Annotated in this window: 26 protein-coding genes and 1 tRNA gene; 11 read left to right on the top strand and 16 right to left on the bottom strand. The window is 68.8% G+C overall.

Going from position 1 to position 26,636, the window contains the following annotated elements:
• Nucleotides 1-36 precede the first annotated feature (36 nt).
• Nucleotides 37-855, bottom strand: coding sequence for a hypothetical protein (locus tag EU555_RS01380; RefSeq protein WP_135412645.1), 819 nt, complete (start codon nucleotides 853-855; stop codon nucleotides 37-39).
• A 139-nt stretch (nucleotides 856-994) separates the two neighbouring features.
• A complete protein-coding gene (locus EU555_RS01375; RefSeq protein ID WP_245524080.1) occupies nucleotides 995-1,672 on the bottom strand; it encodes a 2OG-Fe(II) oxygenase in 678 nt (225 codons plus the stop codon).
• 462 nt (nucleotides 1,673-2,134) lie between these two features.
• Here EU555_RS01375 and EU555_RS01370 point away from each other — a divergent pair, with 462 nt between their 5' ends.
• The gene (locus tag EU555_RS01370) at nucleotides 2,135-3,925 is read left to right on the top strand and encodes an ABC transporter ATP-binding protein/permease (protein ID WP_135412644.1); all 1,791 of its coding nucleotides are present in this window, start codon (nucleotides 2,135-2,137) and stop codon (nucleotides 3,923-3,925) included.
• Between the two features lie 279 nt (nucleotides 3,926-4,204).
• On the opposite strand, the gene EU555_RS01365 is transcribed toward EU555_RS01370, so the two are convergent.
• The 4 genes from EU555_RS01365 to EU555_RS01350 are packed head-to-tail and all read right to left on the bottom strand — an operon-like array spanning nucleotide 4,205 to nucleotide 6,532.
• Nucleotides 4,205-4,921, bottom strand: a complete 717-nt coding sequence (locus tag EU555_RS01365; protein WP_135412643.1) for an LrgB family protein — start codon at nucleotides 4,919-4,921, stop codon at nucleotides 4,205-4,207.
• Nucleotides 4,918-5,289, bottom strand: a complete 372-nt coding sequence (locus tag EU555_RS01360; RefSeq protein WP_135412642.1) for a CidA/LrgA family protein — start codon at nucleotides 5,287-5,289, stop codon at nucleotides 4,918-4,920. Before EU555_RS01360 ends, EU555_RS01365 begins: the two co-directional genes overlap by 4 nt.
• The gene (locus EU555_RS01355) at nucleotides 5,286-6,026 is read right to left on the bottom strand and encodes a glutamine amidotransferase (RefSeq protein ID WP_167858406.1); all 741 of its coding nucleotides are present in this window, start codon (nucleotides 6,024-6,026) and stop codon (nucleotides 5,286-5,288) included. Before EU555_RS01355 ends, EU555_RS01360 begins: the two co-directional genes overlap by 4 nt.
• Before the next feature lie 23 nt (nucleotides 6,027-6,049).
• Nucleotides 6,050-6,532 carry a tellurite resistance TerB family protein gene (locus EU555_RS01350; protein WP_135412640.1) on the bottom strand — a complete coding sequence of 161 codons (483 nt, stop codon included), beginning with the start codon at nucleotides 6,530-6,532 and terminating at the stop codon, nucleotides 6,050-6,052.
• A 220-nt stretch (nucleotides 6,533-6,752) separates the two neighbouring features.
• Here EU555_RS01350 and EU555_RS01345 point away from each other — a divergent pair.
• Nucleotides 6,753-6,828 (top strand) — tRNA-Thr (locus tag EU555_RS01345).
• A gap of 901 nt (nucleotides 6,829-7,729) precedes the next feature.
• Here the strand turns inward: EU555_RS01345 and EU555_RS01340 are convergent.
• The 5 genes from EU555_RS01340 to EU555_RS01315 are packed head-to-tail and all read right to left on the bottom strand — an operon-like array spanning nucleotide 7,730 to nucleotide 13,267.
• Entirely contained in the window at nucleotides 7,730-9,046 is a 1,317-nt protein-coding gene (locus EU555_RS01340; RefSeq protein WP_135412639.1) for an AAA domain-containing protein, read from the bottom strand.
• On the bottom strand, nucleotides 9,043-10,497 hold the full coding sequence (locus EU555_RS01335; protein WP_135412638.1) for a hypothetical protein: 1,455 nt from the start codon (nucleotides 10,495-10,497) through the stop codon (nucleotides 9,043-9,045). Before EU555_RS01335 ends, EU555_RS01340 begins: the two co-directional genes overlap by 4 nt.
• Complete coding sequence (locus EU555_RS01330) at nucleotides 10,494-11,615, bottom strand: hypothetical protein (RefSeq protein WP_135412637.1); 1,122 nt, start codon at nucleotides 11,613-11,615, stop codon at nucleotides 10,494-10,496. The genes EU555_RS01335 and EU555_RS01330 overlap by 4 nt, the downstream gene beginning before the upstream one ends.
• The gene (locus EU555_RS01325) at nucleotides 11,596-12,978 is read right to left on the bottom strand and encodes a hypothetical protein (protein ID WP_205820732.1); all 1,383 of its coding nucleotides are present in this window, start codon (nucleotides 12,976-12,978) and stop codon (nucleotides 11,596-11,598) included. The genes EU555_RS01330 and EU555_RS01325 overlap by 20 nt, the downstream gene beginning before the upstream one ends.
• A gap of 16 nt (nucleotides 12,979-12,994) precedes the next feature.
• A complete protein-coding gene (locus EU555_RS01315) occupies nucleotides 12,995-13,267 on the bottom strand; it encodes a hypothetical protein (RefSeq protein ID WP_135412635.1) in 273 nt (90 codons plus the stop codon).
• A gap of 133 nt (nucleotides 13,268-13,400) precedes the next feature.
• Here EU555_RS01315 and EU555_RS01310 point away from each other — a divergent pair, with 133 nt between their 5' ends.
• Together EU555_RS01310 and EU555_RS01305 are read left to right on the top strand one after the other, a co-directional pair.
• Nucleotides 13,401-13,634 carry a helix-turn-helix domain-containing protein gene (locus EU555_RS01310; protein ID WP_342636457.1) on the top strand — a complete coding sequence of 78 codons (234 nt, stop codon included), beginning with the start codon at nucleotides 13,401-13,403 and terminating at the stop codon, nucleotides 13,632-13,634.
• On the top strand, nucleotides 13,631-14,161 hold the full coding sequence (locus tag EU555_RS01305; protein WP_135412634.1) for a hypothetical protein: 531 nt from the start codon (nucleotides 13,631-13,633) through the stop codon (nucleotides 14,159-14,161). The genes EU555_RS01310 and EU555_RS01305 overlap by 4 nt, the downstream gene beginning before the upstream one ends.
• Before the next feature lie 773 nt (nucleotides 14,162-14,934).
• Here EU555_RS01305 and EU555_RS01300 read toward each other — a convergent pair.
• Complete coding sequence (locus tag EU555_RS01300; RefSeq protein ID WP_135412633.1) at nucleotides 14,935-15,273, bottom strand: hypothetical protein; 339 nt, start codon at nucleotides 15,271-15,273, stop codon at nucleotides 14,935-14,937.
• 1,217 nt (nucleotides 15,274-16,490) lie between these two features.
• Here EU555_RS01300 and EU555_RS01290 point away from each other — a divergent pair.
• The 4 genes from EU555_RS01290 to EU555_RS01275 all read left to right on the top strand — a co-directional run bounded on the left by EU555_RS01290 (nucleotide 16,491) and on the right by EU555_RS01275 (nucleotide 19,592).
• Nucleotides 16,491-16,700: a hypothetical protein gene (locus EU555_RS01290; RefSeq protein WP_135412632.1), complete on the top strand. Its 210-nt coding sequence runs from the start codon at nucleotides 16,491-16,493 to the stop codon at nucleotides 16,698-16,700.
• Between the two features lie 525 nt (nucleotides 16,701-17,225).
• Nucleotides 17,226-17,819 (top strand): carboxymuconolactone decarboxylase family protein, encoded by a 594-nt coding sequence (locus tag EU555_RS01285; RefSeq protein ID WP_135412631.1) that lies wholly within the window; start codon nucleotides 17,226-17,228, stop codon nucleotides 17,817-17,819.
• On the top strand, nucleotides 17,816-18,880 hold the full coding sequence (locus EU555_RS01280) for an MBL fold metallo-hydrolase (protein ID WP_135412630.1): 1,065 nt from the start codon (nucleotides 17,816-17,818) through the stop codon (nucleotides 18,878-18,880). Before EU555_RS01285 ends, EU555_RS01280 begins: the two co-directional genes overlap by 4 nt.
• 64 nt (nucleotides 18,881-18,944) lie before the next feature.
• A complete protein-coding gene (locus tag EU555_RS01275) occupies nucleotides 18,945-19,592 on the top strand; it encodes a hypothetical protein (protein WP_135412629.1) in 648 nt (215 codons plus the stop codon).
• A 7-nt stretch (nucleotides 19,593-19,599) separates the two neighbouring features.
• Here the strand turns inward: EU555_RS01275 and EU555_RS01270 are convergent, their stop codons facing one another.
• From EU555_RS01270 to EU555_RS01260, 3 genes are all read right to left on the bottom strand, one after another.
• Entirely contained in the window at nucleotides 19,600-20,223 is a 624-nt protein-coding gene (locus tag EU555_RS01270; RefSeq protein WP_135412628.1) for a response regulator transcription factor, read from the bottom strand.
• Between the two features lie 87 nt (nucleotides 20,224-20,310).
• Nucleotides 20,311-20,694, bottom strand: coding sequence for a response regulator (locus tag EU555_RS01265; protein WP_135412627.1), 384 nt, complete (start codon nucleotides 20,692-20,694; stop codon nucleotides 20,311-20,313).
• Nucleotides 20,676-22,232 (bottom strand): sensor histidine kinase, encoded by a 1,557-nt coding sequence (locus EU555_RS01260; protein WP_135412626.1) that lies wholly within the window; start codon nucleotides 22,230-22,232, stop codon nucleotides 20,676-20,678. Before EU555_RS01260 ends, EU555_RS01265 begins: the two co-directional genes overlap by 19 nt.
• Nucleotides 22,233-22,423: 191 nt before the next feature.
• Here EU555_RS01260 and EU555_RS01255 point away from each other — a divergent pair, with 191 nt between their 5' ends.
• Nucleotides 22,424-23,320, top strand: a complete 897-nt coding sequence (locus EU555_RS01255; protein WP_135412625.1) for a helix-turn-helix domain-containing protein — start codon at nucleotides 22,424-22,426, stop codon at nucleotides 23,318-23,320.
• Nucleotides 23,321-23,487: 167 nt separating this feature from the next.
• The gene (locus tag EU555_RS01250) at nucleotides 23,488-24,405 is read left to right on the top strand and encodes a helix-turn-helix domain-containing protein (protein ID WP_245524079.1); all 918 of its coding nucleotides are present in this window, start codon (nucleotides 23,488-23,490) and stop codon (nucleotides 24,403-24,405) included.
• A 41-nt stretch (nucleotides 24,406-24,446) separates the two neighbouring features.
• Here EU555_RS01250 and EU555_RS01245 read toward each other — a convergent pair whose 3' ends face one another.
• Nucleotides 24,447-25,322, bottom strand: a complete 876-nt coding sequence (locus EU555_RS01245) for a LysR family transcriptional regulator (protein ID WP_167858405.1) — start codon at nucleotides 25,320-25,322, stop codon at nucleotides 24,447-24,449.
• Between the two features lie 120 nt (nucleotides 25,323-25,442).
• Between EU555_RS01245 and EU555_RS01240 the strand changes: the two genes are divergently transcribed.
• On the top strand, nucleotides 25,443-26,627 hold the full coding sequence (locus tag EU555_RS01240) for an MFS transporter (RefSeq protein ID WP_205820731.1): 1,185 nt from the start codon (nucleotides 25,443-25,445) through the stop codon (nucleotides 26,625-26,627).
• Nucleotides 26,628-26,636 lie beyond the last annotated feature (9 nt).

Below are 26,636 nucleotides of genomic sequence, written 5' to 3'. Positions count from 1 at the left end.
CCCGCCTTCGAGACGAGTCAAGGCCGGGGCACCGCCTCAGCCCCTCGAGCAACGGGTGTAGGTCGCAGCACCCCGCTCGCTCGACCAGGTCAGCCGGCTTCCCGCCACCGTCAGGCGCACCCGCGAGGTCCATTGGCGCCCGGCGCTGCGGCAGGAGGCCGTCATGGTCCAGGCCCGGCCGTCGCGCCGCGTGTCCCGGAACAGGCACACGGTCTTGCCGGCCCGGGCGCTGCCCGGCCGGATGACCGCCGGCAGGAAGCCGCGGCGGGCGGAGCGGCGGCTGGCGCAGGCGGCGACGCTCGGACCCCAGACGCCCGCATAGGCGGGCGCGACCTCCTCCTCGTCGGCCGCCTCGACCGGACGACGGCTCTCCCTCACGGGCGCCTCGGGCGCGGCCCGCGGCGGCTCGGCACGGGTCTCCTGCCGGATATCCTGCTTGGGCCGCGGCGCCGCGGCCCGGGGCGCAGCCGGCGGCCGGAGCTCCTCCGGATCCTCGTCGGGGGCGAGGTCGTGGGCGGGAGCGGGCTTCACCGGGCCGAACCCGGAATCCCGGGGCGATTCCCGCACCACCGTCGCGCCCTCCTCCGGGGCGCCGTCGCGGGCGCCGTAGCGGCCGGGCGGCTCGCGCCAGCCATTCGCCGGCGCGCCGGCCTCCGGCGGCACGGCCTCCGCGGGCGGCGGCCGGCGACGGAAGAGGGGAACCGAGGAGCGGTAGGGCTTCGAGAGGACCGGCGGGTCGGCGGGCATCTCCAGGTCCGACTGGGCGACGGCGCGGCCGAACCCGATCATGCCGGCCGCGCCGGCCAGCACGAGCAGGCCAGCCGCAAACAGGCCCGCGCGGTGAAACGCCCTCATGATGCCCCCAGCGTCCCCCGGCCGGTGCCGGCGGTCAAGTCTTAGAGCGCTCTCAAGCCGTTGTGGACCTGCGTTCGGGGCCGGAGAGCGCATCGAATCTCGGGCGTCACCCGATGGCCACGTCAGTGGCCGAAGACCGTCAGCGCCCGAAGATGCCCTTCAGGAACTGCGCCGTGCGGTTGCGCTTGCGCTTGCGCTCGAGCTCGGCCGCGTCCTTCACCCAGGCCACCTGCACCACCCGGCGCTCGCCCTCGAAGGGCCGGTGGCCGTGCCAGGAATTGTCGGCCCGCAGGAAGGCGAACATCGTCCCCATGGTCGGCGGCACCTCGACCGCGTAGGGCTCGAAGCGCTCGCCGTCGTAGAGCACGCGCAGCCGCCCGGCCTCCGGCGCGTCCCACTCGTCGTTCATGTAGACGAGGAGCGTCATCACCTTCGAGGGGCCGTCGGTGTGGATCGCGCCGTATTTCGGCTGCGAGCGGCGCATGATCGTGGTGAGGCGCGGGCAGGAGACGAGGTCGATGCCGAACTTCTCGCTCAGCACCTGCGAGAAGGCGTCGCTCTCGAGCTCGTCGATCAGGTCCTTGAATCGGCCGGTCAGCTGGACCTCGTCCACCGTGAGATAGCCGGGCTTGGCGATGGCCGGGAAGTCGCGCTTGAGGTCGGCGATCGCCTCGGGGCGCAGGACCCGCTCGCCCAGGAAGTACCGGTAGGGATCGTGCGCGAGCGGCGCCGCGCGCACCGCCTCGACGTCCAGGATCGAGAGGGCCGGGCTGGAGGTGGCCGGGCTGGAAAGGGCGGACAGGGGCATCGCCGACATGGGGATGATCGCACTCGTCTTGCGTGCGGCCGTCATCCGGGCCGCGGGGGACTGGGACAGACCATCGGGGCGGATTGCGGCGGCGCCGGGGCACCACGGCCTTGCGCGCCGCCGTATCGCACGCGACGGGGCCCGATTCCCGGTCCTGCGGTCACGTCTCGGCGAGCGGGCGCCCCCGTGCGGCGGTGCGGCGTGCCGGCCCGTCCGGAGGACCCGGGGTTTTCGATGGCCCGGGTTTCGGATGACCAGGGTTTCGGATGACCAGGGTTTCACTTGCCACGGCGACGGCGCCATGGTCCTGCCACGGGGCTGACCCATCACCGGGCTGATCCTTGGCGATCCGGTCGGCGGGCCGACGTTGCGGGCTTCTCGCGCGGCGCGCTCGATCCGCCCCGACTCACCGGCTCGCCGCAGGGCGGGCCCGCTTAAGGCCGGCCCGCGCGGGCCGGCCCGGAGACCGCGATGCACGGCTTGAAGCAGGCCCTCCTGCAGATCTGGCGCCTGGCCTACCCCTACTACACGACCCGCGAGGTCACGACGGTGCGGCTGTGGCCGCTGCCGGCGGTGCAGATGCAGGAACGCTGGGTCGCGCTCACCATGGCGGCCCTGGTGATCGGCATCGAGTTCGCCCAGGTCGCCATCAACGTGCGCCTGTCGTACTTCAACCGCGACTGGTTCAACGCCATCCAGGGCAAGGACGCGACGGCGTTCTGGTCGCTGCTGTTCTCGGTGTTCTGCCTCTGGGCCGCGGTCTACGTGGCGAGCGCGATCATCCAGTACGTGATCCAGTCGTTCCTGCGGATCCGCTGGCGGGCCTGGATGACCCGGCACTACGTCGACCGGTGGCTCGGCAACGACACCCATTACCGCATGGGCTTCTCGGGGGCCCAGGCCGACAACCCCGACCAGCGCATCGCCGACGACATCGACCAGTTCACCCAGACCACCCAGACGCTGACCATCAGCTTCCTGTCGGCGGTCTCGAACCTGGTCTCGTTCTCGGTGATCCTGTGGAACATCTCGGCCGCCTTCACGGTGCCGGGGACCGACTGGCACGTGCCGGGCTTCCTGGTCTGGGGCGCCTTGATCTACTCGGCGCTCGTCACCTGGATCACCCACCGCATCGGCCGGGCGCTCGTCGGCCTCAACTTCCAGCAGCAGCGCCGCGAGGCGGATTTCCGCTTCTCGCTGGCCCGCCTGCGCGAGTACGGCGAGCAGGTGGCGCTGCTGGGCGGCGCCCGCGCGGAGAAGGTCGCGCTGGCTGAGCGCTTCGGCGCGCTGATCCAGAACTTCTACGCCATCGTCGACCGCCGCAAGAAGCTCGCCGCCTTCACGGTCAGCTATCAGCAGGTCAACGTCGTCATCCCCTACATCCTGGTCGCGCCCTACTACTTCGCCGGCCAGATCCCGCTCGGGGTGATGACGCAGACCGCCGGCGCGTTCTCGCGGGTCGAGAGCACGATGTCGTTCTTCATCACGTTCTACGTGACGCTGGCCGACTACAAGGCGCAGGTCGACCGGCTCACCACCTTCGACGCCGCCATGGGCCGGGCCGACGCGCTGGCGGCGGAGAGCGCCCTCTCGGTCGTGCCGGCGGGCGGCGCGTCCCTGCACCTCAAGGGCCTCGCCCTCGACCTGCCGGACGGGCGGCGCATCGCCGAGGCGCCGGACCTCGCCTTCCGGCCCGGCGAGACGACGCTGCTGACCGGCCCCTCGGGCTCGGGCAAGTCGACGCTGTTTCGCGCCATCGCGGGCATCTGGCCGTTCGGCGAGGGCTCGGTGACGACGCCGGAGGGCGCCCGCCTGATGCTGCTGCCGCAGCGGCCCTACCTGCCGATGGGGACGTTGCGCGCCGCCGCCACCTACCCGGAGCCCGCCGGGCGCCACGACGACGCGGCGATCCGCGCGGCCCTCGAGGCGGCGCGCCTGCCCCACCTGGCCGGGCGCCTCGACGAGGAGGCGCCCTGGGCCCAGGCCCTGTCGCTCGGCGAGCAGCAGCGCCTCGCCATCGCCCGGGCGCTGCTGGCGAGGCCCGACTGGCTCTTCCTCGACGAGGCCACCGCCGCCCTCGACGAGCCGACCGAGGCGGCGCTCTACCGCATGCTGCGCCAGGAACTCCCCGACACGACGCTGGTCTCGATCGGCCACCGCTCGACGCTCACCGCCTTCCACGACCGCCGGATCGACATGACCCGCCGGGAGGACGGACGCTACGTGCCGACGGAACTGGTCGCGACGGTGCCGGCGCAGTGAGGCAGGGTTTCTGAGAGCCTATTTGACTGATCGGTAGAGTTTCATCCCATCCACGACCTCATCCTGAGGTGCGAGCGAAGCGAGCCTCGAAGGAGGCCTCCAGAAGTCTCCGAGAGAACTGGAGACCTCCTTCGAGGCCGCTCCGCGGCACCTCAGGATGAGGTTGAGGGTGGGATAATTTTGCAAGGCACGTCAAACAGGCTCTGAGATCAGTATCCGACGACAAGGACGCGGCGCGGGATCGCCCGTGTCGCCGGACGATCAGGATCCCGGCCCCGTTCACCGGACCAGCGCCAGCGCCAGCGGCACCAGCACCGCGGTGAGGAACGCGTTCAGCCCCATGGCGATGCCCGCGAAGGTGCCGGCGACCTCGCTGACCTGGAAGGCGCGGGCGGTGCCGATGCCGTGGGCGGCGAGGCCGGCGGCGAAGCCGCGGGCGCGGTAATCCCTGATCCCGAGGCGGTCGAGGAGCGGCGTCACCATGATGGCGCCGAGGATGCCGGTGAGGATCACCAGCACGGCGGTGAGCGTCGGGTCGCCGCCGAGGGCCGAGGTGATGCCCATGGCGACGCTCGCGGTCACGGATTTCGGCGCGAGCGCGATCAGGATCGGGTCCGGCACGCCGAGGAGCTTCGCGGTGCCGATTCCCGCGACGAGGGCGACCGTGGAGCCGACCGCGAGCGCCGCCAGCATCGGCACCAGCACCCGCGTCACCGTCTTGCGGTGCTCGTAGAGCGGGATCGCCAGCGCCACCGTGGCGGGGCCGAGGAGGAAGTGCACGAACTGCGCGCCCTCGAAATAGACCGAATAGGGCGTGCGGGTGAGGACCAGCACGAGGCCGACCATCCAGATCGCGTGCAGCACCGGGTTGGCCAGCGGGTGGCGCCCGGTGGCGGCGGAGATCCGGTCGGCGATGACGTAGGCCGTGAGCGTCACGGTGAGCCACAGGAGCGGCGTGCGCGACAGGAACACCCAGAGGGCGAACTCGCCGGTCACCGGCCGGTCCAGCGGGCGACGGTCGAGAAGGTGTAGACGGTGGCGACGAGGGCCAAAGCCGTCGAGACCACGAGGGCCACGGCGAGCGCGACGCCGTGGGCGGCGAGCACGTCGAGCCGGCCGATCACGCCCGCGCCCGCCGGCACGAACAGCAGCGACAGGTGGGCGAGCAGGCCCTTGGCCGTCCGCTCGAGCGTGCCGTCGGTCAGCGGCGCCGGCAGGCCGCCGGGCCGACGGTCGCGCAAGGCGAGCACCGCGAGGAGCAGCGCCATGCCGACGACCGGGCCCGGGACCGGCAGCGCGAAGGCGCGGGCGACGATCTCGCCCGCGAGCTGGCACAGCAGCAGCAGGGTCAGGCTGAGGATCATGCCGCGCCCTGCGGGCGCCCCGCCCCGGCGAGCCAGTGGTCGAGGAAGGCGTCGAGCCAGGCCACGACGCGGCCGTCATGCATCAGCCGCCCCTCGATCTGCCGCGCCCGGTCCTGCGCGCCGGGCAGGCGCAGGCGCTCGGCGGCCCGCACGGTCCAGCGGCAGATCATCGCGTGGGTGACCTCGGGGTGGAACTGGAAGCCGAAGGCCGCCGGCCCGACCCGGATCGCCTGGGTCGGGAAATCGTCCCCGGTGGCGAGCGTGTCGGCCCCGGCCGGGCAGGTGAAGCCCTCCCGGTGCCAGTGATAGACGTGGGACGGCCAGGGCTGGCCGATCTCGCCCGCGAAGGCGCGCCCGGCCTCGGTCGGCAGGAGCGGGTAGTAGCCGATCTCGGCCCGGCCCTCCGGATGGGCGCAGACCGTGGCGCCGAGGCACTTGGCCAGCATCTGCGCCCCGAGGCAGAGGCCGAGGAACGGCCGCTCCTCGCGCAAGGGCACCTGGATCCAGTCGATCTCCCGGCGCACGAAGTCGTCGCCGTCATTGGCGCTCATCGGGCCGCCGAAGATCACCGCACCGGCGTGATCCTGCATCGTCTCGGGCAGCGGGTCGCCGAAGCGGGGGCGGCGGATGTCGATCGGATGCCCGCGCTCGAGGAAGAGCCGGCCGAGGCGGCCGGGGGTGGACTGCTCCTGGTGCAGGATCAGCAGCACGGGCTTGCGCCCGCGCTCCTGCGTCATCGACGGAGTCATGATCTCAGGGCTCACCGGGCCGGCACCTGCTGCGCCGGCAGGCCCGCCAGGGCGACCGCCCGCGTCGCGGTGATCGCCGCGTCGTCGAAGCCGAGGAGCTGGCCGACGCGCCAGACGAGGTCGTCCTCGAACTCGTGCACCTGCCCGTCGGCGGCCGCGACCGCCCAGGCGAGGCCGAGCAGCCCGCGCCGCTCCTCCTCCGGCAGGTCGCGCCCGATCATCTCGACGAGTTCGGCCACGTCGCGGGTCTCGTCGTCGAAGCTGATGGCGCGCTCGATCAGGGCCTTCGCCTGCGCCTCGGACGGGGCGAAACGGTGGGTCAGGAGCCGGGCGAGCCGGTCGCGCTCCACGGCCGCGAGGGTGCCGTCGACCCGCGCCACGTGGACGAGCAGGGCCGCGGCGGCGAGGTGCTGCTCCGTCTCGTCGTCGAGCGGCGAGGCGGGCGCGCCGAACATCTCGGCGGCGTAGGCGCGAAGGCGGGCGATCAGGGGCATTGGGAGGATTGGGTTTTTCGGCCCGCCTATGGTCGGGATTCGACGGCCCAGCGTCAAGCGCCCCGGGCGCCGGCTCCGGCCCTTCAGCCGTGCACCGGCGGTCTGCGTCGGCCCGCGCGGGTCCCTTGCGCCGCAGGATGTGGCGCGCCCCACCTTGCCAAGGCGCGACGCCCCGGGTAAGAGGCCCCCATCGATCGCCGGCACGCCCGGCCCGGTCGGCGCCGCAATAGCTCAGCTGGTAGAGCACCTCATTCGTAATGAGGGGGTCGGGGGTTCGAATCCCTCTTGCGGCACCATTTTTCTTCTTTGTAAATCAGACACTTAGCTGCCTGCGAGATGTTTGGCTGCTTACCAGCGGTTTATGTTGGTAAGCACCTGGTAAGCAGCCGCGATCAGGGCTGTTCATCGGCTGAGGAACGCAGCGCGCCAGTACATCGGCGAGCTACTCTCACAGCTGAGCCAGTCTGTCGCACCGCCCATACCGCTACCATTGCCACACGGGTCCAACGGGGCTTCAGTTATTCTCTGCCGCGCCGGCCTCGGCGGCCTCCAGACCGCGAGGGCTTCACCGTTCGTCCGATTGGGCGGAGTGATGTGGGTACGGAACATCTCGAGGAATGGCTTCAGACCCTTGTCCCGGACCTACCTGCGCTCTGGTGGTTTGTTCAAGGCATACGCATGTGCCTGCGAGATGGTAGCGTCGAGAATCAGAAGGAGGTCCAGATTGCGCTTGGCTCCGGTAGCGTTAGATATAACGATAGAATTCGAAAGGCTAAATGGACGGGAGAGTTCCCCTCACAGCAGCTCTTCACTGGGGAACTAGGGGTCGGAGGTTCGAATCCTCTCGCTCCGACCAATGAAAATCAAGCATTTAGCTGACGATGCAGGGGCTGCTGGCTTCCGGAGATCCGGGGTTAGGAAGCCAATCGGAAGCCACCTCATCCTTCATACGCTTAGGCAGCTGGCTTACCTCTGATCGGTGCAGCGGCTGAAAAGCGCGCCGACCATTTTGTTAGCCGCGCTCAATTAGCCGAGCCTACCAGCCGAAACCTACGCAAACGAGTGGTGGATGACGCTGCAGCGACCTCCGGCCGGCAAGTGGCGGCGCGCTTCTGGATCGAGCTCGTGACCTTGATCCACTGGATAGTCGCCCTCACAGCGACTGGAACGGTGGTGGCCCGTCCGCAAAGGTGAACGTCAGGGTCGAATCACTCGGTTTCGGTCCTCGAGTTTGATCATGAAGGTAGCGTGCGCCATCCAGCCGTCGAAGTAGGGATCCTCGGTTTGGCCTAGGTAGCGCCCGTCGTCGGGTGCGAACCGGTCGAGGGTCTCGGTCACCCCGACACGGGTGACCACGATGCAGTTGACGCGATGGCGGGAAGCGGCGACGCACAGGCGGCCGCCTTCCGTTGAGAAGCGATCGAGGCGCGCCTTTCCCGAGAGCGGATGGAGGGAGACAATCACCTTCCGCTCGAGCCCCTGGAAGCGATTGGCTGTCTCGATATTGACCGCCGAGAAGGCGTTCCCGAGCGCGCCGCGCAGCGCCGAGACCTGATGCCGTCGAAAGGCGACCACACCGATGTCCTCCGGCCGGAGCAGGGCCGAGCCGTCGTCGTCGTGGACCATGAAGCGGCGGGTGGTGAGACGGCGGACTAGCTCCGCGACGAGGTCGACTATCTCTGGGTCGACCACAGGCATGATCCCGGCCGGCAGCGCAATCATTGACAGGGAGCCGGCCGCGAGTGCGCGGTCCAGGAGTCGATCGGCCGGCGTGGCTCCATGGGCGGAGGCGTCGATGTAGCGCTGGCCGGCGGCCGCGACGCCATCGAAGGTATGCCCCGGATAGAACGCGGGTTGCACGACGTCGACCGTATCCTGCGGCAGGCGGCGCGAGAGCGGTAGGTGGAAGGCTCTCGCGGTGTTGGCGGCGAGCATGGCCTTCGGGGCGGCGACGTGCGGGCCCTGCGGGTCCCTCGCGAAGTGGCGTGTCGACGACCTCGTGATGGGATCGATCTGGCCGGGATCCCCGATCGCGATACGCCGGTGGGCGAGCTGCCCGGTCCTGAGCATGTCGACGTTCTTTACCTGGTATGCCTCGTCGTAGAGCGCGAAATCCCGGTCGAAGGGGAGCCCGTCGATCTCGCAGAATTTTGCGACGGTCCCGATGGTGACCGGGGCGGTGAGCCGCTGGGTATCCGAGACGACTGTTACATTCGCCAAGCCGGCCAGGGACGCCGGGACGCCCCCGCTGCTGGCGACGAACCGGTCGACCGCGATCTGGGGAAACGCTTTCGCGATCCGCGCAGTCACGTCGTCCGCTTGGTCGTTGGACGGGCAAGCGATCATCACGGTCTTTTGGAGATGCATGACGCAGAGCGCCGATATGTCCTCGAGGAGGCGGGTCTTGCCGGCGCCCGGCGGACTCTTGACCACAATGTCCTCCTGGGCGTGCGCGACAGCGTTGAGTACGTCGTTGATGACGGAGTCGGCGCGGGAGATCAGGGCGGCGCTCATGGTCTCGTCCTCCCACGGGCGGTCGGTTGCAGGCGTCGCGCCCGTTGCACGATTGAGAGGAGATCATGTTGGACGGGAACGGGGCCCGAGACCTGCGGCAGCACCCGGTTAGACCTGAAGCGATTCCAGGCGATATCCATTGTACGGTGGATCCGGAAGTTGTCGGTCATGGGGGTCGCGATCTCGATTGTGTCGCCAATCGCTGGCTGTCCAGGCTTCGTCTTGCCGGCGGTGAGCTCGGCCTCGATCCGCGTGCCGGCCTGGGTCTGGCCGTAGGAGCGGATCTTGAAGCCGAACTCGTAGGGCCCGAGGAGCACGAGCTTGTCGCCTGGGCGGATGGACAGACGATCCTGCGTGCTCAGGAGCTCGTAGATCACCGTGATGGCCTTCTTGTTTTGCGTAATCGTGCGGTTCAGAACCTCGGCCACGACGATCTCGCCTCGGAGGCGAGCCGCGCTCCGTTCGCCGCTTACCGACCGCATGGCGAGGCCGCCCACGAGATCCTCGGCGAACTCGCGCTCCAGGAATTGCGCGGTCCCATAGAGATGCGCCAGACCCCGGGAGATGTTGTTCGCGGGATTGGACGCGTACGTTCGGTAGCGATCGAACCGGCCGCGGTCGGCAGCCTGGATCGTCCTCGCGACGGTGGAGTCGGGAAACACGCGGATGGCCGCGAGCGCCTGGATCATGAGCTCGTGGCGGCGCTTGACCTCCTCGACCAAGATCGCATCGATCTCATCCTCGAGGCGCGCAGCCTCGGCTGCATCATGGATGCGCCGCGCCGTACGATAGGCTTCGAGCCGGGGGACAAGCTCCTCGTTATCGAGCTCGGGCGAGGTAGCGGTCGAAGCGGGATAGGCTTCGGCCTCCCTGACGCGATGATGGATTCGCCCGTCAGCCGGCTTCAGCCACTCGAGGACAACGCCGAGATGCTGGTCGGCGTGATCGTCCTGCCCGGTCGCGTATAGCCGCCCGAGCGCGGTGGGCAGGTCAAACACGAGCGAGCTGTCAGCCCGCTCAAACGAACTGTCCGCGACGTAGATCCGGCGCCCAAGATCCTTGAGCGCCTGCCGTGAGGGCGGCGCGAACGTCATGCGATCGATCACGGCGAGAGCTAGGCGCGAGGCGCCCAACGACGGAGTGACGATCTGAGGGAGAAGCAGGGGATCCGCGTCCCAGGCCGCCACGATAGACTGCATGAAGCCTGCGGCCCGCTCGAGCATGTCGTACTGGCCCGTCCGGTTGCGCGGCTCGTGGCAGATGGCGATCTGGAGGTCGTTCGCCCCGGTCGCGACCCCGAGGGCGAAAAGGGAGGGGGATTCGCCCGCGAGCTCGATTGGGATCACCATCATCGGCATGTCAGAAACCGGGAACGGCCTTTCGCGCGTGATGGGCTGGGCCGTGCCGGCCTCGTCGGCGAGCATCCGGGCGATGGACTTGATGTCGTTCATGCGACGGCCCTCTGGAGTTCGGTCATGCCCTCTTGGAGCCTGCGCTGGATGTCCGCCTCGACGGGGTTGCCCGGTGGCGCGCCGTGCATGAGTTCGCGAGCCCGCCGCACGCTCCCAACCGCGCCGACGAGTTCCTCGACCGATGTCCCCAGTGCGCGAGGAGACGAGGCCGCCCGCGCCTCGTTGAGGCACACCTGCCAAAGCGGGCAGAAGGACCGGCACCCGCCCATGAATGTGGAGGGCAGTTGCAGGACGTTGCCGGCCTGGTCGAGCGCCTTGCCCGGCCCGAGGATCTGGACAACGTCGCTTAGGGAGCGAGGACGCTGGGCAAGCATGCGCCGGGCGGTCGCGATGTCGCGATCGATAGACTGAAGGGTCGTGACCGCGTTCATGCTGCCGGGGCGCCTGAAGATGAGCGCGGCCTCGGTAAGTATCGTATGGTGAACGCCCGCGCTGCGCATCACTTCCTCCAGGCCAACCGTGTAGACGCCGGCCTGGGCCGCTGCCGTTGCGACGTCCTGCTCGTCAGTGAGGTGGGCCAGGTCCGAGAAGGATTTCGCCTCCCCGACACGGTAGACGGGATCGTTGCCGCGGGCATAGAGCACGTCCGGTCTCAGGATGACCTCCTCGCCGCCGGTGCCCAGCGAAAGGCGCAGGTTCGCCTGCAGGATGAGGTTCGGCGCGTTGGCGCGGCCCGCAGCGCGCGCGGCGATCGCCTGCTCCGTCACCTTGATGGCGCTCCGCTGGGCCATGCGCCGGATGCGCGCATCGCTCGAGTTGAGGCCTGGGATGTTGTTAATGTTGAGGACCGACACGCGGCTCGGCCCGAGCAAGCCGGCATCCTGCAGGGAGGCGATGAGCCGAGCGGCGCCGTTCGCGTAGAGCTGAGCCTCGAAGGACGACCCTTGGCGCAGAGCGAAGCCCGACTGCTCAGCCGAGACCGAGAAGCCGAACACCTCATGCACGAGGGTGGCCGGGGCGATCCCCGACATTAGAATGGCACGTAGCCGGACGCAGGACGGGTTCTTGGCCGAGAGGACCAGCCGACGAGCGTCAATGTTGGCGTGGGGAAGGATCCCGCGCAGGTTCTTGGCGACATCATGCATGGACACCACCATCAATCACGTCGAGCCCGATCGGACGGCCGAACATCTGCCACTTCTCGCTCAGGCGTGCCGCTCTCGCGGCGGCGTCCTTCCGCTCGGCGAGATCTCGATCGGCTATGTCGTCGAGCGCGACCTTGGCGGCCTCACTGATCTGGAGGGCCTGTTCTTCGACTGCCTCGGAGCTAGGAATGACGAAACGGAAGTCCCGGGCTAGCGAGAGCACGAGCTCCAGCCAGACGGCATTTCCGCCATTGACCCAGTGATGGCGGGCGCGAAGGAGAATCCGCAGCGCATCGGCGCGGTCGCTCAGCGAGCCCATGATCCGCTGTTCGAGCGGCCATGAGGACAGCGCGACGGTCCGAGGCCGTGCCGACAAGTCGAAGGCGTTGAAGGCAGGCACGATCATTAGGGTGCGACGCCCGTTCATCCAGGCTCGCTCATCCCCCTTGCGCATCGACGAGAACTGACTCGCCTTTACCTCGACCTTCCAGATCCGATCGACAACCAGCGAAACAGTCGCCGGCGACGCCGGAGCGCCCAGGGCATGCAGAGCCTTGAGCACGTACTCGCGCTTTTGGAGACCTTTCGGCTCGAGCTTAAGGTCATCGTCGGGTGCAACAACGGTATCAATCGGCTCCTCGCCCTGCGAAGGAATAGGCAGCGGAGCGTCGAGATCGATAACTCGCCTGGACGGGGTAGTGGGAACAGGCAGTGGGTCCGGCCGCTCTTCGAAATTGAGCATCCGCCGCGATGGCGTGAGCGGCAGCGGTAGCGGATCAGTCCGGTCGGACAGGTCGATCGCTCGACGCCGCGTCGCCTTCGCGGCTTCCCTCAGCCCCTTGAGCTCGGTCAGAAGAGCTCTGGCCTCCCCGATCGCAGCCTCAATGGCCTCCTGTCTATCGGAGGGCGAACCCTCGATCTCGCTGCGCAAGGCAGCGAGCTTGGCCTCTAGGGTGTCGAGCGTCTTGCTTATCGAGGCCATAGTCACTCGCAAAATAAGCGTTACGCGTTTCGTAAGCGTTACGCGTAATGCTGTCAACGAGGTGTCGGCTATGATCTCTCTTTGCCCCTTATGGACGCCCGGCCGCGCCCCTGGCATCAGCGCCTCGGCACCACTGCGCCGGATCGCTGAGCAGGGCGAGCATCCGGGCGATGACCTGGTGAGTCGAGGCGGGGCGGCGGTCCTTGAGCTCAAGGTCCCGGTCCCCGCCGCGCATCCATCCGACCTGCGAGCCGTCCCCTCGTGAGCGCCAAGCGAGGGCTCGGCGTCGCCGACGTCCTCAAGATTCGGATTGCCGTCCATCGTGTCGAGGATGGCAATGATGCGTTCTGCGACCAATTCGAGGTTGGCGCGCATGGTCGGGCTGACGGGCATGGCACGGTCTCCGGGGTTAGTGGGTAGCGGCGCGGCGGGCGGCATGCGCCACCGCCCAAGCGGTCTTGAGCCCGTGCGCCATCGCGGTGCGCCAGCAGCCGCGGGCGATGCAGCCGTTCAGGACGGCCCGGGTGTAATGGACGGCGAAGGTCATGATGGCGCGGCGATCGAAGCCGCCCGCCGCCGTCCAGAGCCCGGCCTTGGTGCCGCTCGCGGCCCGCAGGGCCTCCACCCTGGCGGCCTGGACGCTCTCCAAGTAGGTGCGCCGAGCCACCGCCGGCCGGCTCAAACCGAAGCTCCTGCATCGCGATGGACCATGAGATGGTGCGGCGGGCAGCCATGGCGTTTCGCTTCTCATCAACATTTTATGTTGATATGGGTACGCGCGGCCGATAGGGGTCGTCGACAGAAAATGTTGATCGATGATGAATGCCGCTCAGTGCCGGGCCGCTCGGGCCCTCCTCAACTGGACGCAGCCGCAGCTCGCGGAGGCCGCCGGTGTCGGCCTGTCCACCGTGGTCGATTTCGAGAAGGAGCGCCGCGCGGTTTCGGCGGAGGCCATGGGGAAGCTGATGGCCGCTCTCCAGGGCGTCGGCGTGGAGTTCACCAACGGTGGCAAACCGGGCGGTGTCCGCCTAGCTCGCGAGGGCGCATGATCATGACGGCGCTTGACACACTGAATCGCATGATGATCGGCCCGCAGTCGCCAGGCTCTCATGACCGACTGACCGTTTTCCTAGAGTGGGCCGATGCTTACGCTCGCGAGTCGTCCGACTTTTGGATCGGGTTCCACCAAACGTGGAGCGATTGCGACGACACGTGGAGCCAGCGGGATGAGTTGCTGGAGATGGTGCGCCTGCATGGCAAATGGCTTGAAGAGCGACCGTGCGACTTCCTGCAGGAGGACGGCGATAGAGCCTTCTATGCATCCCTGCCGGACCGCATCACGATCTATCGAGGGTGCGACATGGACCGGGTGATGAGTCTCGCTTGGACAACGGACAAGGCCATTGCTCTCGGCTTTGCCAAGGGACACAGGGGGATATCGGTGCCGAACCCGGTGCTCGCCTCAGCCTTTGTTCGAAAGCATAGCATCCTCGGTGCCTATCAGGAGCGCCAGGAGCATGAAATTCTTGTGGACCCCTCGCGACACCTCACCAACATACGGGTGCGGTTTGTGTGAGACCCAAACCGCACCCGTTGAAACAACAGATAAGCGGGATCACGTGAGATTTGCTCGACTGAACCCGAGTGGCGCTGGTGGAGGCCACGGGCCTGAACGTCGTTACTGTCCGCGCCTTCGAGAAGGCCGGGGTGGACTTCATCCCGGCGAACGGCGGTCGACCTGGGGTGCGTCTGCGCGATCACAGATGACCCCGGTGCGCTGCAAGCATCCCTCACGGGCTGCGGAGCGGTTGGGCTGCCGTTGATCTGCGGCGGCGGACGGTCCTGGTGGGCCGCCATTACAAATGGTGGAATGAATAGGGGGCTAATCATCACTGGCAGGGTGGGCCTGACACGGGGAGCGTTGGTCTCGGGCTCTGCGCCGCAGACAGGACCTTCCACCCTGCGTAGCGTCTATCCCTGAATCGGACGAACCGAAAAATCCCTTTTAAATCAAATACGTCTAGCCGTCTAACCGTCTACCCCATTTTTCGATGCAGCAATTTTCAAATCACCCTTCTCGAATTTTGACCCTAGACGGGTAGACGGCTAGACGGCTAGACGGTCGATCACTCATCGCGCGGCCCACCCTGCCACTGGATCCGGCCAGTTTTCGTTCAGTGTTGATCTCGTGCCCGCGCTGCTAGCGCCCAGAACGCTGTTCGAAAGAAGAGGCCGGTGCAGCGCGAGCATGAGGTTGAAGGCCCGACTAAGCCGACCGTGGAGTTTCAAAGCACCTTAGCGTGGCAGAAGGGATCATCTTCTGCCACACCCTATCAACGCGTGGGCATGTTAGCGCGTTTTCAGCACTGGCGGTACCGGTCCTCTGAAGCTTTCGGCCTCGATGCTGTCGAGAAGGGCAGCCAGATCCAAACGCCTCACAACAAGCGTGTCCTTGATTCTGCGAGTTTGCAGCCAGTCATCAGCGATCAGCGCATCGAGCGTTGATCGATCCACGCCAATGTGGCGCGCCGCATCATCAAGGTTGAATGAGAGATTGTCAGGTGCTTCGTTCAATGCAGAGCTGTATGTAGAGCCCGAGGCTGAGGCGATAAAGTCCTCTGTGCTTGCGTATCTGCGCTTTGGTTTAGGCGGCTCTTTTTCGGCGAGTGGTGTCCGTTTAACTATCATGCTAGCTCCTATTCATGGTCAAATCAGTGTGCCGCAATATTTGCTTTTCGCAAATTGGCGTTAATATCAATTTAAATAGTTCATCCGTCCTATCACTCTCGTGCTCGGGTCAGATTAGATTGTACGGTAGCGTACTCTATTCACCAGCCGCCACCTACTTGATGAGCTGCTTGATCGCACCTCCCCGCTGGATGTTCTCGCCGATGTAGTGGACGACATCGTTGGGGCCGGGAGGGGGCACCTGGTCCCGGTCCACCACATAGCCGCTGGTCTCGGCCCGGGCCGAGTTCCTGAACTAGGCCGGTTCCACCGGAGGCGCCTTCGCCATTACGCCCGCACCCATGGCGTTCATGCGATTGAGCGTGTCCCTCCCGATCACGTTCACCGCACTCCGCTTCAGGACGAACTCACCAGGCATGAGGGTCCGGGGAACGCTATCCCGGTTCGGCACCCCGCCCGTGACCAATCCGCTGGTGACCATGCCGGGCCGCATGCGGCCTCCTGAGCTGGACCCACGCCGAGTTTGCCACCGCCGCCTCGGTGGGCTTGGCCCCCGTCCGTCAGTTCGAGGCATAGAGCGCAGAGCCTCGTGCTGCCAGCCTAACGGTGATCAGGCAGGCGCTCGAGGCTGCCGGGATGGACTTCATCCCGGCGAACGCCGGTGGACCAGGCAGTGCGTCTACGCGAGCAGCCCTCACCGGCTGCGGAGCGGTAGGGCCGCCGTCAATCTTCATCCGAAGGTGCGGGACCATTGGTTCAACATCGAAACCACATCGCACCACGGTGGTGGTGCCGGTGCGCCGGCCGAGACCCCGCCCGGTGTACCGGCAGCAAGGCTCAAGCCATGTGGATCTCAAGGGGCGAAGCCCCCTATCAGATGGATCTCATGCATCGAAGCCCCCCTCTTGGATGGATCGACGCCTACAGCCCATCAATCGGCATGGCCCTACTCCGAGAGCCAAGCTGAAGCACGGCTATTGACGCATCAAGATCGATGTCAAGAAGGGGTGGGTATTTTTTCACGGCGATTGCGCAACGAGCAATGCACTATCCGACTTCTACATTCCGGAAAAATTTCACTATTTCGATGCTAGTAACAGCACCGGCGATGGGCAAGCCAATCCTCTGCGGAGCAGTGATCGGGTGACCACTCCAGACCCCGCGAACCTTCCTGCGCTTCCAAAGTTGATGCGGGTCAACTGCGGTCCCTATGTCAGATGTCGCACAATAGCCTGTATCTCACCGACGCCAACATCCCGACCCGAAGCTTCGGCAGCGACCACGACCCGGTGCTCGATGGCGTTACCCGTGGGCTCGAGGCGCTGTTTCCGCCTGTCTACCAGGATCGGGATCAAGAACTGGTGCGGGATGACCGCGACGGACGATTAGGTGGACCAGATCAAAACCTGATAAGCTTGACCGTGTGAAGTGCTGCTTAGGGTGGAAGGAAGCTCCTTGGTGTGCGGGCAACCGAGCGTCAGCAGTGCGCTAATTGCGGACCTTCGAGCTATGACGCCTGAATGGCCGCCCTTAGCCCAACATCGGACCTTCAAAATTCACCGATAGGGCGGCAGCCTCCGCACATCCGCAAACAGTCTACGCCCTGCCAAGGGTCTGACACTTGGCACGCCTGACCGCACGACTTCTGACGACATGCCGCCTCATACTGTCGCGCCTTGGCATCGGCACGTCGATGCCAAGGTGTTGGGCGCATCGGCGCCGACGTCCGTTCGGGCTTGCCTTGCGCCATCAAACGGCTCTGTTCGAAGGCCCGGCGGTGTCAGACTCACCTCACGACCAGCGGCTCGCCTCTCCTCCAAGCCAATGTCTCCGGCGTCCGGCATCCGTCAAAACATCCAATCGAGCGCGATCCCGTACAAGTCAGCTCGAGGCAGCCCCGCTAGACAACGAGGACGGTCGCACTCACGGCCGCTGACGAGAAGAGTCCACGGATGCGCCTCCCGCCGATCGCCCCCGCCGACCTTTCCCCGTTACAGCGGCCGCTCTACGACGACATGAGGTCGGGCGTGAGCGCCAAGTACGACCTCTTCACCACCACGCGAGCAGACGGCGCACTCCTCGGGCCCTGGAATGCGTGGCTGTACCAGCCTGAGGTCGGCGCGGCCTTCTGGACCGTCACCCAGGCGATGACCGCATTCAAGATCCTGCCCGATGCGGTGCGGCAGGTCGCGATCCTGGCGGTCGGCGCACGGTTCGGCGCGGCCTATGAGATCTACGCGCATGGAGCGGTCGCGCAGGCTCGCCACGCGATGAGCAACCAGCGCCTGTCGACGCTGGCCGCGGGCGAGCGGCCGCCGGATCTCACGGACGAGGAGGCGACGGCGTTCGACGTCGCCCGCGCGCTCATTGGCGGCGGGATCCTACCGGAGCCAACCTACCGGCGCGCCGTGGCGCTGTTTGGCCAAGCGGGTGCCAACGAACTGATCTACCTCGTCGGTCACTACTGCTTCGTCTCGGTGACCCTGAACGGCTTCGCGATCCCGGTTCCCGAGGAGGAACCAATTGGTTCGGGAGAGCAGGCATGACCGGGCTTCGCGGCCACGGCACGTCGGCCGGCAAAGTCCGGCGCCTCGGCGGCGCCTGCGCCCTGGCCCTCTGCCTGGTCCTGGCGGCGCCGTCCGGCGGCCTGCGTGCGGCGGCGCCCCAGGTGGCGGAGCAGGCACCGGGCTTCTACCGCATGATGCTCGGGCGCTTCGAGGTGACAGCCCTCCTCGACGGCACCCACACCTTTCCGATCCCGACCGTGCTCCAGCGGCCCCGCGACGGTGGCGGGCCACGCGCCCTCCTCTCCGAGGTCCGGCCGGGTGAGGCGGAGAGCCGGCTCGCGCGAGACTTCCTCGCCCTGCCGTTCGAGGGCTCGATCAACGCGTTCCTGATCAATACCGGCTCACGGCTCGTCCTGATCGATGCGGGCGCAGGCGACCTCTATGGATCCTGCTGTGGCAAGCTCGTCGCGAACCTGCGCGCCGCCGGCTACGCGCCGGAGGCGGTCGACGAGGTGCTGCTGACCCACTTGCACGCCGATCACGTCGGCGGGGTCATGCACGACGGCAAAGTCGTCTTTCCGAACGCGACGGTCCGGGTCAGCCGCCGCGACGCCGATTACTGGCTGGACCCGGCCAACGAGGCGGCGGCTCCACCCTTCCTGCTGCCGATGTTCCGGGGCGCCCAGGCCGCGCTCAAGCCCTACCGCGACGCCGGGCGGCTCATTCCCTTCGACGGCGAGGGCGAGATCCTGCCGGGCTTCGTCGCGGTCGCGACCCCGGGCCACACGCCGGGGCACATCTCCTACCGCGTGACGAGTGGAACTGAGACGCTGCTGGTCTGGGGCGACATCGTCCACGTGGCGCCGATCCAGCTCCCCGATCCGCAGGTCACGGTGACCTACGACACCGACGGCGCGGGCGCCGAGGCCCGGCGCGAGGCGCTCTTCTCGGAGGCGGCCCGCACCGGCGCCTGGATCGGCGCCGCCCACATCTCCTTCCCGGGACTCGGCCACATTCGGGCCGAGGACGGGAGGTTCGGCTGGATCCCGGCCAACTACACCACCGTGTTCCATGCCCAGCCGCCCGGAGACGCGCGGTGACGGTAGGCGAGTCCCCGCTCCCGGTATCGGTCCGGAGCCTCGGTTCGGTCGAGGAGGGACGGGCGTGACCGACCTCGCCTTCACGACGGTTCTGCTCTCCGCCGGGATCAGCATCGTCACCGGCTTCCTCGGCGCGCTGCTCAGCCAGGGCTGGGTCCGGCGCCAGGAGCGCCGCACCTACGGACTCGCCCTGCTGGCTGAGATCAAGTCGATCCAGCGCAGCCTGCTGCGCTACGAGGCACGCTTGAACCGGGCGGGGACCATCGTCGAGGGCCGGGAGGCCGCGGCCCTGCGCCTGTGGCGCCACGACCTCGCGGTCTTCGCCAACAACTCCGGGCGCATCGGGCTGTTCTCGTCGCGCACCGCGGTCGAGCTCATCGAGTTCTACCATCAGATCCGCTGGCTCGAGGAACGAGGAAGCGAACTCGACGCCCCGGTGGCACGGACGAACGGTCTGCCCGACTGGCTCTCCGGCCAGCGGGAAGCCATCCACCGCACCAGCTCCCGGACGCGGGCGCTCACCCGGTCGCTGCGGCGGGAATTGCCGCCGACGCTCGCCGACGCCATCCGGGGGCTGGGTCGCGGCGCAGGGAGGAGGCGCCGGGCCCGGGCTGCGGCGGGCAGTGTCCTTGCACGGGCAAGCGCTCGCGGAGATGGCCTCGACAGTGCGAATCATCACGGCCCTGCCGGGAGCCGGCGGGGCGCCGGATGAGGGCCGCTCAACGCTGGCGTGGAGCATCAATGCCGAGCTCGCCCGCCATCCGCACGAGGTCGGCGAGCGACCGGGCCTCCATCTTCTCCATCACCCGCCGCTTGTGCACCTTGGCGGTGATCTCCGAGACGCCGAGCTCGGCGGCGATCTGCTTGTTCATCAGGCCGCCGATCGCGAGGGCGAACACGTCGCGCTCGCGGCCCGTGAGGGAGGCGAGCCGGCCGGCGAGCGCGCCTCGGGCGGACTCTGCCGCCAAGGACGCCGCGTCGAGGGCGAGGGCGCGGTCGATGGCCGCGAGGATGTCGTCGTCCTCCGCGGGCTTGGTCAGGAACTCGACCGCCCCGCCCCGCATCGCCCGCACGGTCATCGGGATCGTGCCATAGCCGGTCAGGAAGATGATCGGGATCGTGGTGCCGGACGCCTGGAACCGGGCCTGGACGTCGAGGCCGTCGTCGTGCGTCAGGCGAACGTCCAGGAGGATGCAGGCCGGCCGCTCGACGTCCGGATTGGCGAGCAGGTGCGACGCGTCGGGGTGTCCGATGGCCTTGAGCCCGGCCGAACCGCAGAGGCGCACGAGGGCCGTTCGCAGGGCCGCGTCGTCATCGACGATGTAAACAGTGCCGGTCTGCATCGGGATCGGGGTGAACGCGTCGCCGGCGGAGGGCCCGCCGGTAGCGAACTTGCGCCGGAAGCGGGGCTGCCGGGGTCTAACACGAAATCAGGGCGTGTCGAACACGCGAGCGAGGCAGCGTTCCAGCTCCTCTGCCTCGAACGGCTTGGCGAGATACGCGAAGGCCCCGCAGGCGAGCGCGCGCCGGCGGTTCGCGTCGCTCGGATAGGCCGTGACGAGGATGACCCGCAGCCGGGGACGGTGCAGCCGCAACTGGCGCAGAAGGTCGAGGCCGGAGAGGCCCGGCATCTGCAGGTCGGTGACGACGCAGCCCGGTTCGACGGCACCGAGGGCGGCGAGCAGGTGGCCGCCGGTCTCGAACGGCATCGGGGCATAGCCCAGGGACCCGACGAGCCGGGTCAGGGCAAGGCGGATCGCCGGGTCGTCGTCGACGATCGCGACGGAGCGGGGGGTCAGGCCGGAGACCGGCATGCGGTCGGAAGCCGGACGTGGAAGGCGGCCCCGCCACCCGGCGCGTCGTCGAGCCAGAGGTCGCCGCCATGGGCGTCGATGCAGCTGCGGCAGATCGCCAGTCCCATGCCCATCCCGCCGGGCTTCGTCGAATGGAACGGCTCGAAGATGCGAGCCCGCTGCTCCGGGGGCACGCCCGGGCCGGTATCGCTCACCGTGACGCGCACAGCGCCGGGATCGCCCCGCACGGTGATCGCGACGTCCCGGCGGCCGCTCGACCCCGCCATCGCCTGGGCGGCGTTGACGAGCAGGTTGACGAGCACCTGCTCGATCTGGACGAGGTCGCCGGTGACCGGCGGCAGGTCGGGATCGGCGGTGATGAGGACCGCGGCGCCGTTGGCGCGCAAGTCCCGCTCGGCGAGCAGCGTCGCCTCTCGGGCCGCCTCGACGAGATCGACGGGCGCGAGCGCGAGGGAGGCCGTGCCGAACAGCGAGCGGGTGCGGGCGACGACGTCGCGGGCCCGCCGTGCCTCGGAGACGACATCCTCCAGGGCAGCCGTCACCTCGGCGAGGTCCGGGTCCGGCCGCTTCAGCCAGCGTAAGGAAGCCTGGGCGTTGGCGGCGATCGCCGCGAGCGGCGTGTTGACCTCGTGGGCGATCGACGCGCTCACCGCCCCCACGGTGATCGAGCGGGCGGCCCGGGCGAGGTCGCCCTCGGCGGCAGCGAGCCGCGCCTGCGCCTGCTTGTAGGCCGTGATGTCGAGGGAGGTGATGAGGAGGTCGCAGAACTCGGCGCGCTCGCGCGGCAGCATGGCGGTGAACAGTACGTCGCTCTGCTGGCCGGCCGCCCGAACGATATGGGCCTCCGAGCGGAAGAAGCGGTCGCCGCGACCGAGCGCGACGAGCCACTGCACGAAGGTCTGGTCGGTCTCCGGCAGCAGCCGGTCGAGCGGGCCGACGAAGGCTGCCTTGTCCGGCGCGCCGGTCTCCTCGAGCGTGAAGGCGTTGACGTCCTTGATCAGCACCCGGCCGCAGAGCTCCCGCAGTTCGGAGGGCCGCGCCGCGAAGTAGCCCTCGATGTCGGTGACGCCGGCGAGGCGCAAGGCGGCAATGGCCTCGCCCACCGCGCTCCAGTCCTCGCGCCACATCGAGATCCCGGCGCGCTCGAAGATCGCGGAGAACTGCGCTTCGCTCGCCCGCAGGGCGCGCCGGAGCCGCGCGACGTGCAAGGTGCCGAGGAACGCAGCCAGGACGCCCGCGACGAGGATGCCCGCCATCGCGACGGATGCCGGCGGCCCGGCGGCCAGACCCCACCCGACGAGGAGCACCGGGACCAGGACCGCCAGGACCGCCTTCGCGCCGTCCTCGACGAGGTCCGGCCAGCGACGGCGGTGGGCCGAGAGCATCCAGGCCGGCAGCGCGTCGGCGGCGGGGGAGCCGTCATTGGCGGAGGCGAGGCTCGGCCATCGCGAGAAGACCTGCCCCAGGCTTCCCCGCCTGAAGCCTTCCTGCTCCGTGCCTCCCTGCCCCAAGCCTCCCTGCCCCAAGCCTTGACTCATGCGGTCCTCCGCCCGGGACCCGGTTCCTGGGCCTCCTCCGATGCCGCTTCGGCGACGTCCGACCACCGTCGGCGCGCGCCGGCCCGCTTGTGGCGGTCATGAGTGGCGAGGCTCTAGGCGAACCCGGCGCCCGTGTCGCCGATACGGGTGTATAATAGCGTAGCCGTACCGCGGCTTGGACATTGTCGCGCATGGATCTGCATCGGCACGGCGCGTTCAAGTTTCCCAATGCGGGCCTCGTCGCCTCCTCGCAGGGGCGGGGCTGGTCGGGCGTCGCGGCGGAGCTGCGCTGCCATCCGCCCGGAGAGCTGCCGGCGATCGTGCCGACGCAGATGGAGATCACCATCGCGACGCGGCGCAGCCCCGGCGCCTATGTCAGCCGCAAGGGGGCGGGCCAACGCCAGCGCACCGCCGTGGAGGCGGGAACCGTGTGGTTCTGCCCGGTCGGCGTGGCCGAGGACGACATCGGCATTTCCGGCGCCCTGCACGACATCCTGCACGTCTACCTGCCGGTCGAGCGCTTCGCCCACATGGCTGAGCTCTACGGCGACCCTCGCATCCGCGCCGACGCCGTCCGCTACCTCGCCGATGTCGACGACGACCTGGTGCGCCAGCTCGGCCTCGCGATCGGCCGCGAGCTCCAGTCCGAGACCTCCGCCGGCCGGATGCTGGTCGAAGCGGCCTCGCTGTCGCTGGTGGCGCGGGTGGCGCAGATGTACGGGCACGACCGCCCGGATCGGTCCGAGCCTGAGGCCGGCTCGACCTGCCAGGCTCGGATCCGCCGGGTGACGGACTTCATCCGCGACAACCTCGACCGCGACCTCACGGTCGCCGAGCTCGCCGAGGTTGCCTGCCTGAGTCCGTTCCACTTCTCGCGGCTGTTCAAGGCGGTCACCGGGAGCACGCCGCACAGCTTCGTCAGCGCCGCGCGGCTCGAGGAAGCGCGGCGTCTCCTGTCCAGGACCGCGACGCCCCTCGGCGAGATCGCCCATCGGTCGGGCTTCTCCGGACAATCCGCATTCAATATTGCCTTCAAGCGGGCGACCGGCTGCACGCCCGGGGACTATCGGCGGCAGCAGAGCGCGTAACAGCAAGCACCGCAAATACCAAAGCAGGAATCGAAAAGACCGTCGCTCTCGCCTCTGGGATCATGCACCCGTAGCCTCCGGGTGCTGGAATGATTCTCGATTACACCTCTTCATCGTCTCGCACGCCCGCGCTGCCGCCTCGGACCGGGCGCGCGTCACCTGGCCGGATGTCCGGCCTGAACGGCACGCGCATGGCCGACCATATCGGGGTTCGCGCGAGCGGGACGCTGACGGCCACGCACCGGACCGGCCATTCCCTGGTCGTCACCCGCCTCCAGGGCCTGCTCGCGCCCGGCACCGAGACCCCGCCGCTCAAGCAGGAGGCCGCCTTCAGTATCGTGGTGCAGGTGCGGCCGCTGCAGCAGCACGCCTTCACCGTGGGCGGGCGGCAGGTTCATGCCGGCGCCGTGCCGGCCGACGCCGTCAGTGTCGTGAGCCTCGCCGATTGCCCGCGCTCGATCATGAGCGGCCCCCTCGACGCGGTTCAGTTCTACGTGCCGCACGCCCTCGTCGACACTGTTGCGCGGGAGAACGACGTCCCGCCGCCCTCGCACCTTGCCTGGCCGCGGGCGGATCGCGACCCGGTCGCGGCAGGCCTCGTCGCCCTGCTGCTGCCGGCGCTGGCCGAGCCCGATCCGGCGCGGGCGATGTTCGTCGAGCACACCGCCATGGCCTTCCTCGCCCACGCGCTCGATCGCTACGGCGACGGTGCTGCCGCTGCGGCGCGGCCGGTCCGCAGCGGCCTCTCGCCGTGGCAGGAGCGCCGCGCCCGGGAGATCCTGCACGCCCGGTTCGCCACAGCCCTGACGATCGCCGAGGTCGCCGAAGCCTGCCGGTTGTCGCCGAGCTACTTCGCGGCGGCCTTCCGGCGCAGCACCGGCCAGTCGCCGCACCGCTACCTGTCGGACCTCCGCATCGCCGAGGCGAAGCGCCTGATGCGCGATGCCGCGCTGCCGCTGGCCGAGGTGGCACTGCTCTGCGGCTTCGGTGACCAGAGTTACTTCACGCGGGCGTTCTCGCAGGCCGCGGGGACGAGCCCGGGGCAGTGGCGGCGAATGAACCGGAATGAGGGCGGCGCAAATTAGGAGATCCGCGGCGCGAACTCCGCCACGCCGGCCGCATCACCTCACGCCTCCAGACGCTCGGCGAGAAACCGGATGAACAGCCGCACCTTGGCCGGGACCATCCGGCGCGTCGGGTAGACCGCCCAGATCGCCAGCGGCTCCGGCTCGCCCTCCTCCAGTTGCACCTGCCTGAGGAGCCCGCACGCGACCTCCTCGGCCACGTCCCAGCGCGACAGCATCGCGATCCCGAGGCCGCCGAGGCAGGCCTGGTGCAGCCCCTCGATGGTGTTGGCGGTGAAGCGGCCCGTCGCCCGTACCGAATGCTGCTGCCCGGCCACCCCGAGCGCCCAGTGGCCGGCGCCCGCCAGCGCCAGGCATTCATGGGTCGCGAGATCGGCTGCCCGCACCGGCATCCCGGCCTTAGCAAGGTAGCCCGGCGTCGCGAAGAGGCCGCGCGGGCTCGCCCCCAAGCGACGCGCCACCAGGCTCGACTCGCTCAACCGGGCGATGCGGATCCCGAGGTCGAGCCCCTCCCCGACCAGGTCGAGGACGCTGTCGGTGAGGACGAGATCGACCCGGACCTCCGGGTGGCCCTGCATGAAGGCGACGAGCGCCGGGGCGACGACCTTGCGGCCGAAGGCCGTCGAGGCGGTGAGGCGCAGCCGCCCTGTCGCGCCGGCCTCAGCCGGACGCACGCTGGCAAGCGCCGCGTCGCGCTCCTCGAGCAGGGCCTGGGCATGGGCGAGGAAGACCTGCCCCTCGTCGGTGAGGGAGAGCGAGCGGGTCGTGCGGTGCAGGAGGCGCACCCCGAGTTCGCGCTCGAGGCCCGACAGGCTGCGGGTCGCGGCCATCGGGGTGATGTGCAGGCGCCGCGCCGCCGCCGCAAGGCTGCCGGCGCCGACCGCCTCGGTCAGGACGGAGAGAGCGAGAAAGTCCAAAATAACGCGCCACGTTACAATCGCATATCGTGCGACGCTACTACACCGTGCGGCGTGACGGAATAACTTGTCGGCGGACCGGCACTGGCGAACGGATCGGCCGGCCGATGGAGAAGGACCATGTCCGCTCAAGCCGCGGCCGAGAGGCCGGCGACCCATGTGACGCCCCGGGCGCGCACCTTCGCGATGGCGGCCGCCGCCGGCCTCGCGGTCGCCAACATCTACTACAACCAGCCGATGCTGGCGCTGATCGAGCGCGACCTGCCGGGCGAGGTGACGGCCTTAATCCCGACCGCGACGCAGCTCGGCTACGCGGCGGGGCTTTTCCTGCTCGTGCCCCTCGGAGACCTCGTCGAACGGCGCCGGCTCATCGTCGGCCAGTTCGGCGTGCTGGCGGCGGCCCTCGCCCTCGCGGCGGCGGCGCCGAGCGCGGGTCTCGTCGTGCTCGCCTCGCTCGCCGTCGGGCTCTCGGCGACGGTGGCGCAGCAGATCGTACCCTTTGCTGCGCACCTCAGCCCGCCCGAGCGGCGCGGCGCCACGGTCGGCACGATCCTGTCGGGGATCCTCACCGGCATCCTGCTCAGCCGCACGCTCGCCGGCTTCGTCGCCACCCATGCCGGCTGGCGCGAGATGTTCTGGCTCGGCGTGCCGCTCTCCCTCGCCGCCGGCGCCCTGATGGCAACGACCCTGCCGCGGAGCCGGCCCGAGGCGGCCCTGAGCTACGGGCAGCTGCTCGCCTCCCTCGCCGGGCTGTGGCGGGACTTTCCGCCGCTGAGGCTCGCCGCGGTCACGCAGGCCCTGATCTTCTCCGCCTTCACGGTGTTCTGGACCGTCCTGGCGTTCCGTCTCGCCGGCCCGCCCTACGGCTACGGCGCCGACATCGCGGGCCTGTTCGGGATCGTGGGCGCCGTCGGCATCGCCGCCGCGCCGCTCGCCGGACGCGTCGCCGATCGCAGCGGCCCGGCACGAATCGTCGCGACCGGAGCGGTCCTGACGCTCGTCTCATGGGCGGTCCTCGGGCTCTCGCCTTCGCTCATCGCCCTCGTGGCCGGGGTGATCCTGCTCGATTTCGCCATGCAGGCGGCACTCGTCGCCAACCAGCACGTCGTCTTCGCCCTCAAGCCGGAGGCGAGAGCGCGACTCAACACGATCCTGATGGGCGCGATGTTCCTCGGCGGCTCCGCCGGCTCGGCGTCCGGCACCGCCGCCTGGCAGGCGGGCGGCTGGCCGGCGGTGGCGGGTCTGGGCCTCCTCCTCGGGGCTCTGGCGAGCATGATCCAGCTCGTCGCGCTGCGCCGCCGCTGAGGGCGCGCG

Source organism: Methylobacterium nonmethylotrophicum, assembly GCF_004745635.1.
Classification (GTDB): domain Bacteria; phylum Pseudomonadota; class Alphaproteobacteria; order Rhizobiales; family Beijerinckiaceae; genus Methylobacterium; species Methylobacterium nonmethylotrophicum.
The sequence above is the reverse complement of the archived record's forward strand: the minus strand, read 5'-3'. Positions and strand labels throughout refer to the sequence as shown.

Excerpts from the sequence above, each read along its gene's own strand:
- EU555_RS01350 (WP_135412640.1), bottom strand. The coding sequence starts at position 6,532 with ATGCCCCTGATCGCCCGCCTTCGCGCCTACGCCGCCGAGATGTTCGGC.
- EU555_RS01380 (WP_135412645.1), bottom strand. The coding sequence starts at position 855 with ATGAGGGCGTTTCACCGCGCGGGCCTGTTTGCGGCTGGCCTGCTCGTG.
- EU555_RS01310 (WP_342636457.1), top strand. The coding sequence starts at position 13,401 with ATGATGAATGCCGCTCAGTGCCGGGCCGCTCGGGCCCTCCTCAACTGG.
- EU555_RS01305 (WP_135412634.1), top strand. The coding sequence starts at position 13,631 with ATGATCATGACGGCGCTTGACACACTGAATCGCATGATGATCGGCCCG.
- EU555_RS01325 (WP_205820732.1), bottom strand. The coding sequence starts at position 12,978 with ATGCCCGTCAGCCCGACCATGCGCGCCAACCTCGAATTGGTCGCAGAA.
- EU555_RS01240 (WP_205820731.1), top strand. The coding sequence starts at position 25,443 with ATGTCCGCTCAAGCCGCGGCCGAGAGGCCGGCGACCCATGTGACGCCC.
- EU555_RS01375 (WP_245524080.1), bottom strand. The coding sequence starts at position 1,672 with ATGTCGGCGATGCCCCTGTCCGCCCTTTCCAGCCCGGCCACCTCCAGC.
- EU555_RS01330 (WP_135412637.1), bottom strand. The coding sequence starts at position 11,615 with ATGGTGGTGTCCATGCATGATGTCGCCAAGAACCTGCGCGGGATCCTT.
- EU555_RS01335 (WP_135412638.1), bottom strand. The coding sequence starts at position 10,497 with ATGAACGACATCAAGTCCATCGCCCGGATGCTCGCCGACGAGGCCGGC.
- EU555_RS01355 (WP_167858406.1), bottom strand. The coding sequence starts at position 6,026 with ATGACGCAGGAGCGCGGGCGCAAGCCCGTGCTGCTGATCCTGCACCAG.
- EU555_RS01290 (WP_135412632.1), top strand. The coding sequence starts at position 16,491 with ATGTCGCACAATAGCCTGTATCTCACCGACGCCAACATCCCGACCCGA.
- EU555_RS01250 (WP_245524079.1), top strand. The coding sequence starts at position 23,488 with ATGTCCGGCCTGAACGGCACGCGCATGGCCGACCATATCGGGGTTCGC.
- EU555_RS01255 (WP_135412625.1), top strand. The coding sequence starts at position 22,424 with ATGGATCTGCATCGGCACGGCGCGTTCAAGTTTCCCAATGCGGGCCTC.
- EU555_RS01360 (WP_135412642.1), bottom strand. The coding sequence starts at position 5,289 with ATGATCCTCAGCCTGACCCTGCTGCTGCTGTGCCAGCTCGCGGGCGAG.
- EU555_RS01370 (WP_135412644.1), top strand. The coding sequence starts at position 2,135 with ATGCACGGCTTGAAGCAGGCCCTCCTGCAGATCTGGCGCCTGGCCTAC.
- EU555_RS01265 (WP_135412627.1), bottom strand. The coding sequence starts at position 20,694 with ATGCCGGTCTCCGGCCTGACCCCCCGCTCCGTCGCGATCGTCGACGAC.
- EU555_RS01280 (WP_135412630.1), top strand. The coding sequence starts at position 17,816 with ATGACCGGGCTTCGCGGCCACGGCACGTCGGCCGGCAAAGTCCGGCGC.
- EU555_RS01300 (WP_135412633.1), bottom strand. The coding sequence starts at position 15,273 with ATGATAGTTAAACGGACACCACTCGCCGAAAAAGAGCCGCCTAAACCA.
- EU555_RS01340 (WP_135412639.1), bottom strand. The coding sequence starts at position 9,046 with ATGAGCGCCGCCCTGATCTCCCGCGCCGACTCCGTCATCAACGACGTA.
- EU555_RS01270 (WP_135412628.1), bottom strand. The coding sequence starts at position 20,223 with ATGCAGACCGGCACTGTTTACATCGTCGATGACGACGCGGCCCTGCGA.
- EU555_RS01285 (WP_135412631.1), top strand. The coding sequence starts at position 17,226 with ATGCGCCTCCCGCCGATCGCCCCCGCCGACCTTTCCCCGTTACAGCGG.
- EU555_RS01260 (WP_135412626.1), bottom strand. The coding sequence starts at position 22,232 with ATGAGTCAAGGCTTGGGGCAGGGAGGCTTGGGGCAGGGAGGCACGGAG.